Genomic DNA, 13,962 nt, shown 5'->3' on the forward strand with positions numbered 1-13,962 from the left:
TGCGAAGCCATTGGTTACAGAACGCTACCTTTGGCAGGTAGCGCTTACAAGTCGATGCTTTGCAGATACTCAGGAACCTGAGCATGCCAGCCCAGCTCATCTTCGATTTTTAACCGCATCGCATCGGCGGCGCAGTCTTCACCGTGGGTAACAAACACCTGCTTGGGCTGACACGGCGAGCGTTTTAGCCAATCAATAATTTCTACATAGTCACCATGACTGGACAGCGCTTGCAGGTTGTGCACCTCCGCCCGCACGGGAAAGTATTGGCCGTGGATTTTAACGTGATCGGCGCCGTGGGTGAGGGCATCACCACGTGTACCGGCGGCCTGATAACCAAGAAACAATACGCTGTTGCGAGGGTCTCCGATCAGGGTTTTCAAGTGGTGCAATACCCGACCACCGCTGGCCATGCCACTGGCAGAAATAATCACCGCTGGATACTTGCGGTTATTCAGTTCAATCGACTCTTCCACCGTCTTCACATAGGTGGTGATGTCATCCATGCGTTGGCAGTCTTCACGGCTGAGCTTGTGCTGCTCATGCAGATCAAAAAATATCTCGGTGGCGCGAATGGCCATGGGGCTATTCAGGTAAATCGGCATGGTGGGAATGCGCTGCTGCTGGCGTAGCTGGGCCAAAATGTGCAGCACCATTTGCGCCCGGCCGACGGCAAACGCTGGCATCAACACAATGCCGCCGCGAGCAGCCGTGCGATTGATAATATCGGCGATGACTTGGTGCTCATCGACGTCTTCATGACGGCGATCGCCATAGGTCGATTCCACCACCAGATAGTCAGTTTCCGGCAAGGGTGGTGGCGGATACATAATCAAATCGTCGCTGCGGCCGACATCGCCGCTAAAGATAATGCGTTTGCCTTGGTAAGTGAGGCGAATGGCGCAGGCCCCCAGAATATGCCCCACTGGCAAAAACTCAGCCGTCATACCACCGGCTAACTGCAACGGTTCAGCCAAGGCCTGAGCTTTAAACTGGCGCAACACCTTACGCGCATCGTCTTCGGTATACAAAGGCTCAGCCGGCTCATGGCGACTGAATTTTTTTTTGTTGGCGTACTTGGCATCCTCTTCCTGCAAGTAGCCGGCATCGGGCAGCAATACTTTGCACAGTGCTTTAGTGCCCTCTGAACAATAAATGCTCTTGTGATAGCCCTGCTTCATTAACGCAGGTAAATAGCCGGAGTGATCGATATGAGCGTGGGTGAGTAACACGGCATCCAGCTCGGACGCTTGAAACGGCAACTCCGCCCAGTTGCGTCGGCGTACGTTTTTGATGCCCTGAAACAATCCACAGTCAATCAAAAGGCGATGGTTGCCGTAGCGAACCAGGTACTTCGATCCGGTAACGGTTCCGGTCGCACCGATAAATTGCACACTCAGCTGATCACTCACGGCAACCTCCTTGGCAGATGCTTTCAGCATAGGTGAGCACAGGTGACTGAGTGTTGATGCACAGCAAGGTCTGCGTCTGAGTCAGTCCCTACACTGAATCATGATTTGTCAGTCTGAATGGGATGTCATGGACCAGCACGCTTCACATACACCCGATTATCTGTACCTAAGCCGTATGGGTATCGATACCCATCAACAGCCGGTGGTGTACATTCGCAGTGATTGCCATGTGGCCATCGCCGAAGGGTTTAATGCCCATGCTCAGGTCGAAGTGCGCACCGCTGAGCAATCCGTTATCGCGCAGCTGGTGTTGGTCAGCAATGATCGCTTGCCGTGTGAGCAGGCAGCTTTGTCTGAGGCCGCATGGCAGCGTCTTGGCTGTCCGGAAGATGGTGAAAAGTGTTGGCTGCATCATGCCCATCCAGTGGAATCCATGTCCTTTGTGCGCGGCAAGCTCTATGGTGAGCGTTTTGATCGTCAGCGTGCCCGCGCCATCATCAATGACATTCATGCCGGCCTTTACAGTGATATTCAGCTGTCGGCTTATGTCACCGCTTGTGCTGGTGATCGCCTCGATCTGGATGAAACCATCGCCATCACCCGCGCCATGGTCGACAGTGGCAAACGTTTTAATTGGCGCAGCGATCACGTGTTAGACAAGCACTGTGTGGGTGGCTTGCCGGGCAACCGCACCACGCCAATTGTGGTCGCAATCGTCTCGGCCAATGGCTTGCTAATGCCAAAAACCTCAAGCCGGGCCATTACCTCACCGGCCGGAACCGCCGACACCATGGAAACGCTGACCGAAGTGAAACTGGGCTTTGAACAAATGCTGCAAGTGGTTCAAGGCAGCGGCGCTTGTTTGGCCTGGGGAGGCTCGGTCAGTCTTAGCCCAACCGATGATGTCATCATCCGCATAGAACGAGCGTTAGATTTGGACAGTGAAGGGCAGCTGGTCGCTTCAGTGATATCAAAAAAAGTCGCCGCGGGTGCCACCCATGTGCTGATCGATATTCCCGTCGGGCCTACCGCTAAGGTTCGCAGCGAAGAAAAAGCCCATAAACTTAGACAGCTGTTAGAGAGAACCGGAGCCGCGTTGGAGCTGGATGTGCGCACCATCATCAGTGATGGCAGCCAGCCTATTGGTCGCGGTATAGGTCCGGCACTGGAAGCTAGAGATGTGCTGCAGGTGCTGCAAAACGATCTACATGCACCGCAGGATCTACGGCAAAAATCGCTGCAACTGGCGGCTGTATTGCTGGAAATGGGCGCCGTGGCAGAACCTGGCAAAGGCTTTGAGCTGGCGGAGCGAACCTTGTTAAGCGGTGCTGCCTGGGCGCAATTTGAGCGTATTTGCATGGCCCAAGGCGGCCTTAAAACACCGCCGGTAGCAGCCTTTAGTCACTGTATCGAAGCAAGGAACAGCGGCGTGGTGGCGTATTTTAATAATCGCTTTCTGGCGCGTTTGGCTTCTCTGGCAGGCGCACCCAATGCCGCTGCAGCCGGCATTGAACTGCATGTGCGATTGGGCGATGAGGTTAGAGCAGGGGCGCCGTTATTTACCCTGCACGCTGAAGCACCAGGCGAGTTGGCTTATGCATTAGATTTTCTCGACGGTCATAACGATGTGGTGAGGATTGAAGAGGAGTGGGTGTGATGAAACTGATTTGCCTGGATCAGCATCAGGCCATGGCTGAAACGCTGGCCGTGTCTCTCGATGCCGAGCTGTTGAGTTTGCAGCAGCGGCATTTTCCTGATGGTGAGCATTATTTTAACCTGCCAGCGGACGTGACCGGTGAAGACATTGTGCTGCTGTGTCACTTGCATCAGCCCAATGATCCGGCCATGGCAATCTGGTTTATGGCCAGACATTTACGTGATATGGGCGCTCGTCACATTGTTCTGGTGGCGCCTTATCTGGCCTATATGCGCCAGGACATTCGTTTCCATCCGGGCGAGTGTCTGACCTCTAAGTACTTTGCTGAGTTACTGAGCCAGGCGGTTGACGGACTGGTGACCATTGATCCTCATCTGCATCGTTACAACAGTCTGGATGAAATTTATCAGATCCCAAGCCGGGCATTGCATGCCACCGAGGCAATTGGCGACTTTCTGCATTCAGTGACGAAACCTTTGGTGATCGGCCCAGATGCGGAAAGTGAGCAATGGGCCACGGCGGTCGCCAAGGCCGCTGACTGCGATTATTTAGTGCTGAATAAACAGCGCAGTGGTGATCGGGAAGTGGCCATCGAGGTGCCCGATATTCGCCACTATCAACAGCACACTCCGGTGTTGGTGGACGACATTGTATCCACTGGCCGCACCATGTTGCGTACCGCCGAGCAGTTAGTTCAGCAGGGTTTGGCTAAGCCGTTGTGCATTGCTGTGCACGCGGTCTTTGCCGATGGCGCGGAGCAGGAAATGCGTCAGGGGCCCATTGCCGACATCATCAGCTGTGATTGCATTCCCCATCCCACTAACCGTATAGCCACCGCCGAACTGCTTGCGCCGGCGATCAGCGATCTGATGGAACAGATCAGGAGTTCATTATGACTGAGCATGCACACTTGCCGTTTAGCCTGGATGCCGGGCAGAGTTATCCGCAGCAAGACATTGCTGCGACTGCTTTGCAGCACCGTCAGTATGACGCCGACTTTGCTCGTTGGGCTGGCGGTTGTGGCGTGATAGAGCACAGTGACAGCACCCAATTGCAAGTGTATGAGCTGGCAACGGCATTATTAGAAGCCGGCCATATCGCCAGTCGCAGCGACTGTTATCGCAAGCTGATTGCCTTGGATCAGCTGTGTAATCAAGCCATGTGGCTGGTGGTGCATATGACCTATGCCAAGCAGGTGTTTCTCGATGGCCGTGATTTGGCCGCTGAACATTTTAAACGAGACCCTCAAGGCCATACTGGCGGCTCGTTGAATATGGTGCCGGCCTATGCAGGCATGTTGGCGATTAATCATTTAACCCAGACCCACCGTGACTGGCTGATGGGCCAGGGCCACTGTGTGGCGGCGGTTGATGCCTTGCAATTATTGACCGGCACCGCACTGGCAGAGCGTCGACAGCGCTATGCCCTCGATGATGACGGGCTCAGTGAGTTTGTCGCCGACTTTTACAATTATCGAGTGCAACCCGATGGCAAGCCGCTGTCTCCGCTCGGCTCCCACGTCAATGTGAACACCGCCGGGGCACGTATAGAGGGCGGTTATTTGGGCTTTGCTGGCTTGCAGTATGTGCATCAGCCGCTGCCGGGCGAGCGGCTGGTGGCCTTTTTAAGTGACGGCGCTTTTGAAGAGCAGCGTGGCAGTGATTGGGCGGCACGTTGGTGGCGGGCAGAGGACAGCGGCCTGGTTAGCCCTATCATGATCGCCAATGGTCGGCGCATTGATCAACGCACCACCGTTGCTCAGCAAGGTGGGGTGGATTGGTTTGTGCAGCATTTACGTCATCAGGGATTTAATCCTTTTGTCATTGATGGCCGTGACCCGGCTGCCTTTGTTTGCGCCATTTATGCCATGGAGCAACATTTGCTGCACGCCGGTGACGCCGTGCAGGCCGGACTCGCGTCTTATCCGGTATCACTGCCTTATTGCATTGCCGATACCATTAAAGGCTTTGGTTTTCCTGGTGCCGGCACCAATGCTGCCCATGGTTTACCGCTGGGCAGCAATCCGCGCCAGGATAAAGAAGCACTGCACTATTTCCATCAAGGTGCTCGGGCGCTGTATCAACCCATTCAGGTATGGCAACAGGCGGTACAAGAGTTACAGCAACCGAAAGCACAGTGGCGGGCGGCAGCGGTGACCATTAACCGTCACGAGCCACATTGGCGCGATAAAGCCGGCTCGCCGATGGCGGCATTGGATCAGTATTTTGTCGATCTGATTGAGGTCAATCCGCAGCTGCGAGTGCGCGTCGGCAACCCTGATGAGCTGCGCTCAAATCGTATGAACCAGACCCTTGATCATCTGCACCACAGGGTGACTGAGCCAGAGCCTGGTGTGTCTGAGTCCGTCGATGGTGCGGTGATTACGGCGTTAAATGAAGAGGCGGTGGTCAGTGCCTGTCTGGCCAATCAGTCGGGGTTAAATCTGGTGGTGTCATACGAGGCGTTTGCCAACAAGATGCTGGGCGCACTGCGGCAAGCGATTATCTTTGCTCGACAGCAAAAAGAGGCCGATGACCCAGCGAGTTGGCTAGGACTGCCGGTAGTATCGACGTCCCATGTGTGGGAAAACGGCAAAAACGAGCAAAGCCATCAAGACCCCTCCCTGGCCGAAAGCTTGCTGGGGGAGATGTCTGATATGGCGCGGGTGGTTTTTCCAGCCGATGCAAATTCCGCCATGGCGGCGTTAAAGGCTTGTTATGGCGATCTGGGCAGCGTATGGAATTTGGTGGTGCCTAAATCGTCGATGCCGTGCGTGTTTGATGCGCGCCAGGCAGAAGCGCTGGTGCAAGATGGTGCCATCTGTGTGCGCGGCCATTGCGGTGCTGAGCTGCAATTGGTGGCTTGCGGTGCGTATCAGCTGCAGCAAGCCTTGCTGGCCAGTGATCGTTTACGGCAGCGACAAGTGCCGCACTCTGTTATTTATTTGTTAGAGCCAGGTCGTTTTCGCTCGCCGCGGGATGAGTTTGAAGCGCAAGTTCTGGCCAGTGAATCCGTATATGAGTCCTTGTTCCCGGCCAGGGTCAAGCAGCGCGTTTTCCTTAGCCATATCCGCCCGGAAGTACTGCTTGGTCACGCTCGTTGGCTGGATTTAGGTCCGCAGCACTCGATTGCCTTGGGTTACGTCAATCAAGGTGGCACCTTGGATAGCGACGCTATGTTATTTGCCAATCGCTGCACCTGGGCTGATGCAGTGGCGGCACTGGCGCGCTTGAGCGGACAGGATCCACTCGGTTGGCTGTCGGCAGAAGAATGGGCGGCGATTTGTGGTCAGGGCAATCCTTACCACATTATCCGCGATCCTTACCCGGCGTTGGACTGATGTTCAGCGTCGGACGAAATACAAAGGGCTGCGGCAGATGATCAGGCACAGGCGGAAACGGATTAGCAGCCAATACCGCGCGTATGGCCCAATCATCGACTTGTCGTGAGCCCGAGCTGACGATCACTCTGACTTCGGTTGCCATGCTGCCATAGCGGATCACCAGCTCTAATCTGACTTCTCCACGCAAACCCGCTGGGGCGATTAAACGCGACCGTAAATGTGCCATTAACTGCTGTTGGTAGTGGCGCTCGTGGGGATCACTGCTCCATGGTTGTTGGCCTTGGGTGGCGATTTGCACCTCAGTAGGAGCAGTTAACACGCTTGTTGTGGGCGTTGTCATTGGCGCTGCGGGTTGTGCGGGTATCGCCGGCGATAGGGCATTGGCTGCAGTGCTGATCGGCCTAGGGCGCCGACTCTTAGCGATGTTGTTGCTGGCCGCAGGGGCTGCAGGCACGGGTGGCGACTTGGTATTGGCGATAGGGTTGGGTACCGCAGTTTGTTTGGGCCTAGCTGGCTGTGGTGGTGTGGCTGGCTGTTTCGGTACGGCGGGTTGTTTTGGTGACTGAATGCCAGCATTGCGGGCCTGATCATGCTGGGCTAGACCCTGTTGTTGGCGTATTACCGTCAATGGCGACAGTGAGGCCTGAATGACAGTGGCAGGGCGTTGCAAGTGTTGGCTTAGCCAACCGAGCAGTGCACCGTGCACGGCAATGGACAGCAGCAATACCAGCGCCTGGCGCCGACGCTGTGTGGTCACTTTCACCGTGAGCCTCGCCACGGCTGGCTATAGCTCTTTGCTATGACATGTATTGGCAAAACTAATCGTTTCCCATGATTCTGATAGTGATGGTGGGATTAGCCAAATGAGCATTGTATGATGCCCTCCTCTGAAATTCCCGGTCGATGTGTTACCGGATGACGAGCATTGAGTAAACCCCACAAGGAGCTATTGATATGAGCGTATTAGTCGGTAAGCAAGCCCCAGATTTCACCGTACCAGCGGTATTGGGCGATGGCACCATCGTTGATTCGTACAACTTCTCTGAAGCGACCAAAGGCAAGTACGCTTTGGTATTTTTCTACCCACTGGACTTCACCTTTGTCTGCCCATCTGAGCTGATTGCTCTGGATCACCGCATGGCGCAGTTCAAAGATCTGGGCGTAGAAGTGATTTCTGTGTCGATTGACTCGCACTTCACTCACAACGCATGGCGCAACACGCCAGTAGAAAAAGGCGGTATCGGCCAAGTTAAGTACACCATGGCAGCAGACGTTGATCACAGCATCTGTAAAGCCTACGACGTTGAAACAGCTGGCGGTGTTGCTCTGCGTGGCGCTTTCCTGATCGACAAAGAAGGCCTGGTACGTGCGGCGAACATCAACGACTTGCCGCTGGGTCGTAACATTGATGAGCTGGTACGTTTGGTTGAAGCACTGCAATTCCACGAGCAGCATGGCGAAGTTTGCCCAGCGGGTTGGAACAAAGGTGACAAAGGTATGGACGCATCTCCTGAAGGTGTGGCTAGCTACCTGGCGACCGAAAGCGACAAGCTGTAACAGGCTTTGACGCAATAAAAAAAGCCCGCTAGCAGCGGGCTTTTTTTATGTCAGTTGGCTGCTTCTTTGTGCCTGACGATGCAGGTCTTCAGTCCCGCTTCGCTCAGTATATAAGCGGCGGCCTCTCCACGACTGTCATCTTGCAGCAAATAAACAAACTCATCGGACAGCTTCGACACCTGATTGCGCAGCTGGCTCAGCGGCATTACCTTGGCTTTTTGAATGGGGTTGGTGGTGGCTTCGCGTTCACTGCGCACATCCAGCATCACTACGCCGGTATCGCTATTTTCCATCAGGTCTGCCAGTTCGTGCTCATCGATGTAGTCGAGCACCGGCTGTTTTAACAAGGTGGTGAAATCTTCTTTGCTAAGGACCATCAATTCGCCGGCCGAACTCATGGTGACGGTGGCGTTACGGGGTAAATCGCTGATCAGCGCATCTTCGCCAAACAAGGCGCCGTGTTCCAGCGCCGCCAGCACTTCCACATGAGGCTCAGTGCCCCGACTGACGATGGCTTTGCCCTGTTTAATGACATAACAGCTGTCACCTTCATCGCCTTCGCGCACGATGACGTCGCCCAGTTGCACCTGGCGCTCTTCAAAACGGCATAGCAGTTGCTGAATATTGGCAGGAGGAATGCGATTAAACAGCGCCGAAGTCAGCAAGGTTTCTAGCCAGTCACCATCGTCATCTTCAAGTTGTTCGTAGGATTGCCTCAGGTCAGACCAGGTGGTGATCAGATCCAGATACTGACGAGGAACTGAGGCGATGGTGCAGGTGCAGCGGGTGATACCGGCACAGCGATGAATGGGATGACTGCCATCTAAGGCGAGAAAGTTCTCGTCATCGTCGGCGTTTAGCTCCTCAATATGAAACTGCTCGTCTGCTAAATCGACACCACCATTGAGTAAAAAATGACACTCAGGGTCCTGCTGCCCACGTTTAAATAACATTTTTTTAGGCGGCAGTTCCTGGATACGAAAATGCGGCAGCAGTTCATTGACCGCATCGGGAGACAGTTCGTCAAAGGGCACAAACTGTTGCAGGCGCGAAATCAGAGGCGCCGGGGAAGTATCGTTTGCTGTTGCCGCCATGGGGTCCCGACTCGCATGGTTGGTTCTCTAACAGCATAGCAAAGCAATGTCAGGACTGGCAGTCACATACAGGGCTAGCCCGGCAAACTCAGGGCATTGGCCACGACGCTGAGCTGATCGGGCTGGAATGCATCGATCGCTTCACAGTGCGGCACTTGTCCTAGGCAGGGGATATTGTGTTGGCTAAACCAACGGTGCAGAAAGGCAATATTCTCGGTTTGTGCCGTCATATTGGGCTGTATTGCATTGGCGACCCAGCCACAGACATGGCGGCCATGAGCGAGCAGCATTTGCGCTGTTAGCAAAGCATGGTTGATGGCACCGAGTTTTAGTCCCACCACCAGTATGACAGGCATATCCAGGCGTATGGCAAAGTCGGCCAGGGTTTCAATATCACCTTGGCTGCCATCGTTTAACGGCACCAGCCAACCGCCGGCGCCTTCCACCAGAGTAAAGTCGGCATCCACCGCCAGTGAAGGCTGACAGGCACTGAGCAGCTGGCTTACCGATAATGAACGTTGCTGCTGAGCGGCGGCAATATGAGGTGCGATGGCGGCGGGCAAAGCAATGGGGTTGTGCACGTGATAGTCGTGCCTTTGGCTGCTGTAGTGGCGTAGCAGGCGGGCATCGTCATTTTGCCATTCGCCCTGGCGTTGCTCGCAGCCGGCGGCGATTGGCTTTAGGCCAAAGGTGCTCAGGCCTTGTCGTTGGGCTTTGTACAACAAGGCGGCAGAAATCAAGGTTTTGCCGGCGTCGGTATCGGTGCCGGTAACAAAATAACGGGCCATGATGGGTTACTCGAGTGGTTTGCGGGCCAGCCACCAATGCAGCTGATAGCTCAGCGGGTACTGATCCTGTGAGTCTTTGGGGTAGTGATGTTGCAGTTGCTGCAGGGCTAGCCTGCCGCCTAAACCGCTGGCCCGGCCAGGGTTAACATTGGTTGCACCAATCGCCTTCAGGCTTCGCAGCAGTGGCGTCAGGCCAGCAAACCACTGGGTATAACAGCGCTGCTGCTGTTGCTCCAATATAAGCCCTGCGTCATTGATAGCACGAAAGATATCCTCTTGGCTGGAGAAACGATTGACGTGGGGACGTTGATCAATGGCTTGCCAAGCTTGTTGCAGCTCCTGGTGAGTGCCGGGCAGTAAACTGGCGACAGCGAGCACTCCACCGGGTTTTAGCACCCTCTGCCATTCCCTTAACGTTGATGCCGGTGTTTCGCTCCACTGCAGCATCAAGCTGGAAACAACGCCTTCCACCGTGGCATCTGCCAGCGGCAGCTGATCGGCATCGGCCTGTAGCCAACTCAGCTGTGAGTTTTGATATTTTTGCTGCGCTTGTTGCAGCATACCGGCTGCCATATCGATGCCGGTTAGCTGGATGGTGCCTTTTTCTAGTAATGGTGCTACCGCGGCACCGGTGCCACAGCCCATATCCAACCAATGACCAGACAGCTGAGCTGGCAATAACTGCAGCAGTTGATTTAACGCGAACTGCTGGACCTCAGCTGCCGCATCGTAGCTGGTCGCGGCACGGCTGAATTGAAGCGCCACCAGGCGCTTATCACGACTCATGATGGCCCTCGATCAGTGCTTTGAGCCTTGCTAACACCTGCGCTTGATCACTGCCGGCAAAGAAGGCATGGCTGGAGCCGCATAACTGGTAGTCAAAACCCGTCGGTGCCAAGGCATCGTCTTGGCCACACCAATGCTGTGCTTGGATGACATTGGCCAGTTCCGGGTATTCGAGCCAAGGCAGGGTGTGCAACAAAATAGCGCTATCGTCGATTTGATAGTTGGCTAACTGGCGGGCGCGTTGGCGGGCATCGCTAGCACCGCGACAGGCCAGAGCTAAGAAGCGCTGTGCCGTGCGCGCCGGTTGTTGCTGCAGGCTGTGAGTAAACGCTTGGTAGTCATCGACCGACATACCAGTGCCAACAAACCGACGGCCCGTCGCCAAGCTAATGAGTTGCTGAGGCGAGTGTTCTGGTCTGGCAACAGTGGCAGCCTGACAGGCTAAAGCCCCGCCCAACGACCAGCCGACCCAGATGCCCTGTGCCGGTAACTCGGCCACTGCCTGGGAAATAAAATCAGCGGCACTGATATCGCCAGCTGGGTAGTGCAAACCCCAGTGCTGACCAGGTAGCTGCTGATACAGGTGTTCAAATACTTGCGGTTTAAAGCCCCATCCGGGCCACCATAACCATTGCTGCTGGCCAGGGTTGTGCTGTAGACACTGCCAGCTCATGGATGGCTCTCCAGCAACAGCTGCAAACGGTCCACCAGTTGGCTGATGTGTTCTGGCTGATGTGCGGCACTGAGGGTGATACGTAAACGCGCGCTGCCAACCGGCACGGTCGGAGGCCGGATAGCACTGACCCAAAAGCCTTGTCGCAACAGCTGTTGGCTTAGCCACAAGGCGCGCTCGCTATCGCCCACCGCCAGTGGTTGTATGGCCGATTGCGATGGCATTAAAGGTAATTCGGCGGCTTGAGCCAGGCGCTGAAAAAGCGCGATATTGGCATTCAATTGTTGTTGTAAATCGCCCTGCTGCAAGCGCTGAAGCTGGCTGTGCATGGCCTCGGCTAGAGCGGGCGGCAGGGCGGTGGTGTAAATGTAAGAGCGGGCAAATTGCACAAGATAATCGGCTAGATGGTGATCACAGGCGACAAAAGCGCCAAAGCCGCCCAGCGCTTTACCTAGTGTGCCAACGTAGACGGGCAGTTCAGTGCTACTGATATTGAAGGCCACCTTGGCCCCCTCGCCATGATTGCCTAATGTCCCAAAGCCGTGAGCGTCATCGATCATCAATAAAGCGTCATGCTGCTGAGCCATGTTGACCAGGCCTGTTAGGTCAGCGCAGTCACCGTCCATGCTGAAAATGCTGTCGCTGACGATCAAATGAGCACCGGTATGTTGCTGGTGGACATCCAGTAGCTGCTGCAGGTGTTCGACATCGTTGTGACGGTAGCGATGCAAACGGCCGCGACTGAGCTGGGCACCGTCCAGTAACGAGGCATGATTGAGTTTGTCTTGCCAGATATGATCACCACGTTGTGCCAGCGCACTGATGACGCCGAGATTGGCCATATAGCCAGTAGAAAACAACAGTGCACGCTGGTAGCCAGTGTGAGCTGCCAGGGCTTGTTCTAACTCATCATGGGCGCGGCTGTGGCCGCACACCAGATGCGATGCACCACTGCCCAGCTGCCATTGCTGGGCCGCCTGTGCCAGGGCAGGGCCACCCATGCCGGCCAGACCAAGGTAATCATTTGAGCAAAAATTCAGCAGTGTACGGCCATCGCGCTTAACCAAGACCCCTTGGGCGCTGTCGATTTGCGCGTTTTGCCGCCACAGATGTTGTTGTCGTCGTTGCTGCAGGGCAGTGTCGATGCGTTGCTGCCAGATCATGAAGTTGTCGCCTAACCGTTGGTAAACTGTCGCCTCTCGGGTTCATCGACAGCTGCGTAGTGGCTCATCATAATGAGCGCTGTTAACCGGTCAATGGCAATCAGGTTTACAAGTTTACTGGCCGGAGATAAAGGAGCAACTATGTCGTTTACTGCCCCCGTCGCTGATCAGGTCGATCTGGAGTTTGATCGTCAGCATATCTGGCACCCTTACAGTTCCATGACTGAACCCGCACCTGTGTGGCCGGTGGCTGCGGCTGCGGGTGTTCATATTCGTTTAGCCGATGGCCGTGAGTTGATCGATGGCATGGCGTCTTGGTGGTGCGCGGTACACGGTTACAATCATCCGCGTTTAAATCAGGCGGCTATGTCGCAACTGCAGCATATGAGTCATGTCATGTTCGGTGGTCTGACCCATGCGCCAGCGGTGGAGCTGAGCAAGCGTTTGGTGGCTTTAACCCCTGAACCGCTGGACAAAGTGTTTCTTGCCGACTCTGGTTCCGTGTCGGTGGAAGTGGCGATCAAAATGGCCATTCAATATCAGCAGGCGCGCGGCTTAACCGGCAAAACCCGACTGCTGGCATTAGAGCGTGGCTATCATGGCGATACCCTGGGGGCTATGTCGGTGTGCGATCCCACCCGCGGTATGCACAGTTTATTTACTGGTTTGTTGCCACAGCAGTTATTTGTACCAGCACCGCAATGCCGTTTTGATGACGACTGGGATGAGGCAGACATCATGCCATTGGCGACCATGCTGGAGCAGCAGCATCAGCAGATAGCCGCCTTGATACTTGAACCCATTGTTCAAGGGGCGGGTGGTATGCGCTTTTACCACCCAAATTATTTGCGCCGTGCTCGTGAGCTGTGTGATCAGTACGATGTGCTGTTAATCGCCGATGAAATCGCTACCGGTTTTGGTCGCAGTGGTAAGTTGTTTGCCTGCGAACATGCCGAGATTGCGCCTGACATTATGTGCTTGGGTAAAGCCTTAACCGGCGGCTATATGACTCTGGCGGCAACGCTGACCACGCAACAGGTTGCCGATACCATTTCTGCTGGTGAGGCTGGCTGCTTTATGCACGGGCCAACCTTTATGGCCAATCCACTGGCGTGCCGGGTGGCCTGTGAAAGCATCGACCTGCTGCTTGAAAACAATTGGCAGCAGCAAGTTGAGCGTCTGCAACAAGGCTTATTGCAAGGGCTCGCTGCAGCGCAATCCTTGCCCGAGGTGGCCGATGTGCGGGTACGCGGTGCTATCGGTGTGATTGAAATGCAGCAGGATGTCGACATGGCACGCTTGCAGCCGGCCTGTGTTGAACAAGGTATCTGGATTCGGCCATTTGGCCGACTGGTCTATGTGATGCCGCCCTTTGTCATTGAGGATGAACAGCTGCAGCAGTTAACCAACGGAATACTGGCAGCGCTTAGGCAAATGACTGTGTAAGGATAAGTTTAGCCAATCGAACTTCTGTCTGTTTGCTTCGTCG

Annotated in this window: 12 protein-coding genes; 5 read left to right on the forward strand and 7 right to left on the reverse strand. The window is 55.0% G+C overall.

The features are described from left to right. Window positions 1-44: 44 nt before the first annotated feature. Window positions 45-1,412 (reverse strand): MBL fold metallo-hydrolase, encoded by a 1,368-nt coding sequence (locus AC55FS_RS05470; protein ID WP_496935063.1) that lies wholly within the window; start codon window positions 1,410-1,412, stop codon window positions 45-47. Between the two features lie 127 nt (window positions 1,413-1,539). On the opposite strand from AC55FS_RS05470, the gene AC55FS_RS05475 reads away from it, so the two are divergent. From AC55FS_RS05475 to AC55FS_RS05485, 3 genes are read left to right on the forward strand one after another with little or no spacing between them, the layout of a single operon-like run. Beyond that, window positions 1,540-3,069 (forward strand): thymidine phosphorylase family protein, encoded by a 1,530-nt coding sequence (locus AC55FS_RS05475; RefSeq protein ID WP_496935064.1) that lies wholly within the window; start codon window positions 1,540-1,542, stop codon window positions 3,067-3,069. Next, a complete protein-coding gene (locus AC55FS_RS05480; protein WP_496935945.1) occupies window positions 3,069-3,965 on the forward strand; it encodes a ribose-phosphate diphosphokinase in 897 nt (298 codons plus the stop codon). The genes AC55FS_RS05475 and AC55FS_RS05480 overlap by 1 nt, the downstream gene beginning before the upstream one ends. Continuing rightward, complete coding sequence (locus AC55FS_RS05485) at window positions 3,962-6,409, forward strand: phosphoketolase family protein (protein ID WP_496935065.1); 2,448 nt, start codon at window positions 3,962-3,964, stop codon at window positions 6,407-6,409. Before AC55FS_RS05480 ends, AC55FS_RS05485 begins: the two co-directional genes overlap by 4 nt. Here the strand turns inward: AC55FS_RS05485 and AC55FS_RS05490 are convergent. After that, window positions 6,378-7,175: an energy transducer TonB family protein gene (locus tag AC55FS_RS05490; RefSeq protein ID WP_496935066.1), complete on the reverse strand. Its 798-nt coding sequence runs from the start codon at window positions 7,173-7,175 to the stop codon at window positions 6,378-6,380. The genes AC55FS_RS05485 and AC55FS_RS05490 overlap by 32 nt on opposite strands. A 191-nt stretch (window positions 7,176-7,366) precedes the next feature. Between AC55FS_RS05490 and AC55FS_RS05495 the strand changes: the two genes are divergently transcribed. Next, a complete protein-coding gene (locus AC55FS_RS05495) occupies window positions 7,367-7,969 on the forward strand; it encodes a peroxiredoxin (RefSeq protein WP_496935067.1) in 603 nt (200 codons plus the stop codon). A gap of 50 nt (window positions 7,970-8,019) precedes the next feature. Here the strand turns inward: AC55FS_RS05495 and AC55FS_RS05500 are convergent, their stop codons facing one another. The 5 genes from AC55FS_RS05500 to bioF form a co-directional block, all read right to left on the reverse strand. Continuing rightward, window positions 8,020-9,063, reverse strand: coding sequence for a cyclic nucleotide-binding domain-containing protein (locus AC55FS_RS05500; protein ID WP_496935068.1), 1,044 nt, complete (start codon window positions 9,061-9,063; stop codon window positions 8,020-8,022). A gap of 74 nt (window positions 9,064-9,137) precedes the next feature. Beyond that, on the reverse strand, window positions 9,138-9,851 hold the full coding sequence (bioD, locus tag AC55FS_RS05505; RefSeq protein ID WP_496935069.1) for a dethiobiotin synthase: 714 nt from the start codon (window positions 9,849-9,851) through the stop codon (window positions 9,138-9,140). Window positions 9,852-9,857: 6 nt separating this feature from the next. Beyond that, complete coding sequence (bioC, locus tag AC55FS_RS05510) at window positions 9,858-10,637, reverse strand: malonyl-ACP O-methyltransferase BioC (protein WP_496935070.1); 780 nt, start codon at window positions 10,635-10,637, stop codon at window positions 9,858-9,860. Further along, window positions 10,627-11,310: an alpha/beta fold hydrolase gene (locus AC55FS_RS05515; RefSeq protein ID WP_496935071.1), complete on the reverse strand. Its 684-nt coding sequence runs from the start codon at window positions 11,308-11,310 to the stop codon at window positions 10,627-10,629. Before AC55FS_RS05515 ends, bioC begins: the two co-directional genes overlap by 11 nt. Then, window positions 11,307-12,473: an 8-amino-7-oxononanoate synthase gene (gene bioF, locus AC55FS_RS05520; protein WP_496935072.1), complete on the reverse strand. Its 1,167-nt coding sequence runs from the start codon at window positions 12,471-12,473 to the stop codon at window positions 11,307-11,309. The genes AC55FS_RS05515 and bioF overlap by 4 nt, the downstream gene beginning before the upstream one ends. Before the next feature lie 141 nt (window positions 12,474-12,614). On the opposite strand from bioF, the gene bioA reads away from it, so the two are divergent. Continuing rightward, entirely contained in the window at window positions 12,615-13,919 is a 1,305-nt protein-coding gene (gene bioA, locus AC55FS_RS05525) for an adenosylmethionine--8-amino-7-oxononanoate transaminase (protein ID WP_496935073.1), read from the forward strand. Window positions 13,920-13,962: the final 43 nt, after the last annotated feature.

Source organism: Bacterioplanes sp. CLAM21 (assembly GCF_059641015.1).

Excerpts from the sequence above, each read along its gene's own strand:
- AC55FS_RS05500 (WP_496935068.1), bottom strand. The coding sequence starts at position 9,063 with ATGGCGGCAACAGCAAACGATACTTCCCCGGCGCCTCTGATTTCGCGC.
- AC55FS_RS05480 (WP_496935945.1), top strand. The coding sequence starts at position 3,069 with ATGAAACTGATTTGCCTGGATCAGCATCAGGCCATGGCTGAAACGCTG.
- AC55FS_RS05485 (WP_496935065.1), top strand. The coding sequence starts at position 3,962 with ATGACTGAGCATGCACACTTGCCGTTTAGCCTGGATGCCGGGCAGAGT.
- bioA (WP_496935073.1), top strand. The coding sequence starts at position 12,615 with ATGTCGTTTACTGCCCCCGTCGCTGATCAGGTCGATCTGGAGTTTGAT.
- AC55FS_RS05475 (WP_496935064.1), top strand. The coding sequence starts at position 1,540 with ATGGACCAGCACGCTTCACATACACCCGATTATCTGTACCTAAGCCGT.
- bioC (WP_496935070.1), bottom strand. The coding sequence starts at position 10,637 with ATGAGTCGTGATAAGCGCCTGGTGGCGCTTCAATTCAGCCGTGCCGCG.
- bioF (WP_496935072.1), bottom strand. The coding sequence starts at position 12,473 with ATGATCTGGCAGCAACGCATCGACACTGCCCTGCAGCAACGACGACAA.
- AC55FS_RS05495 (WP_496935067.1), top strand. The coding sequence starts at position 7,367 with ATGAGCGTATTAGTCGGTAAGCAAGCCCCAGATTTCACCGTACCAGCG.
- AC55FS_RS05515 (WP_496935071.1), bottom strand. The coding sequence starts at position 11,310 with ATGAGCTGGCAGTGTCTACAGCACAACCCTGGCCAGCAGCAATGGTTA.
- bioD (WP_496935069.1), bottom strand. The coding sequence starts at position 9,851 with ATGGCCCGTTATTTTGTTACCGGCACCGATACCGACGCCGGCAAAACC.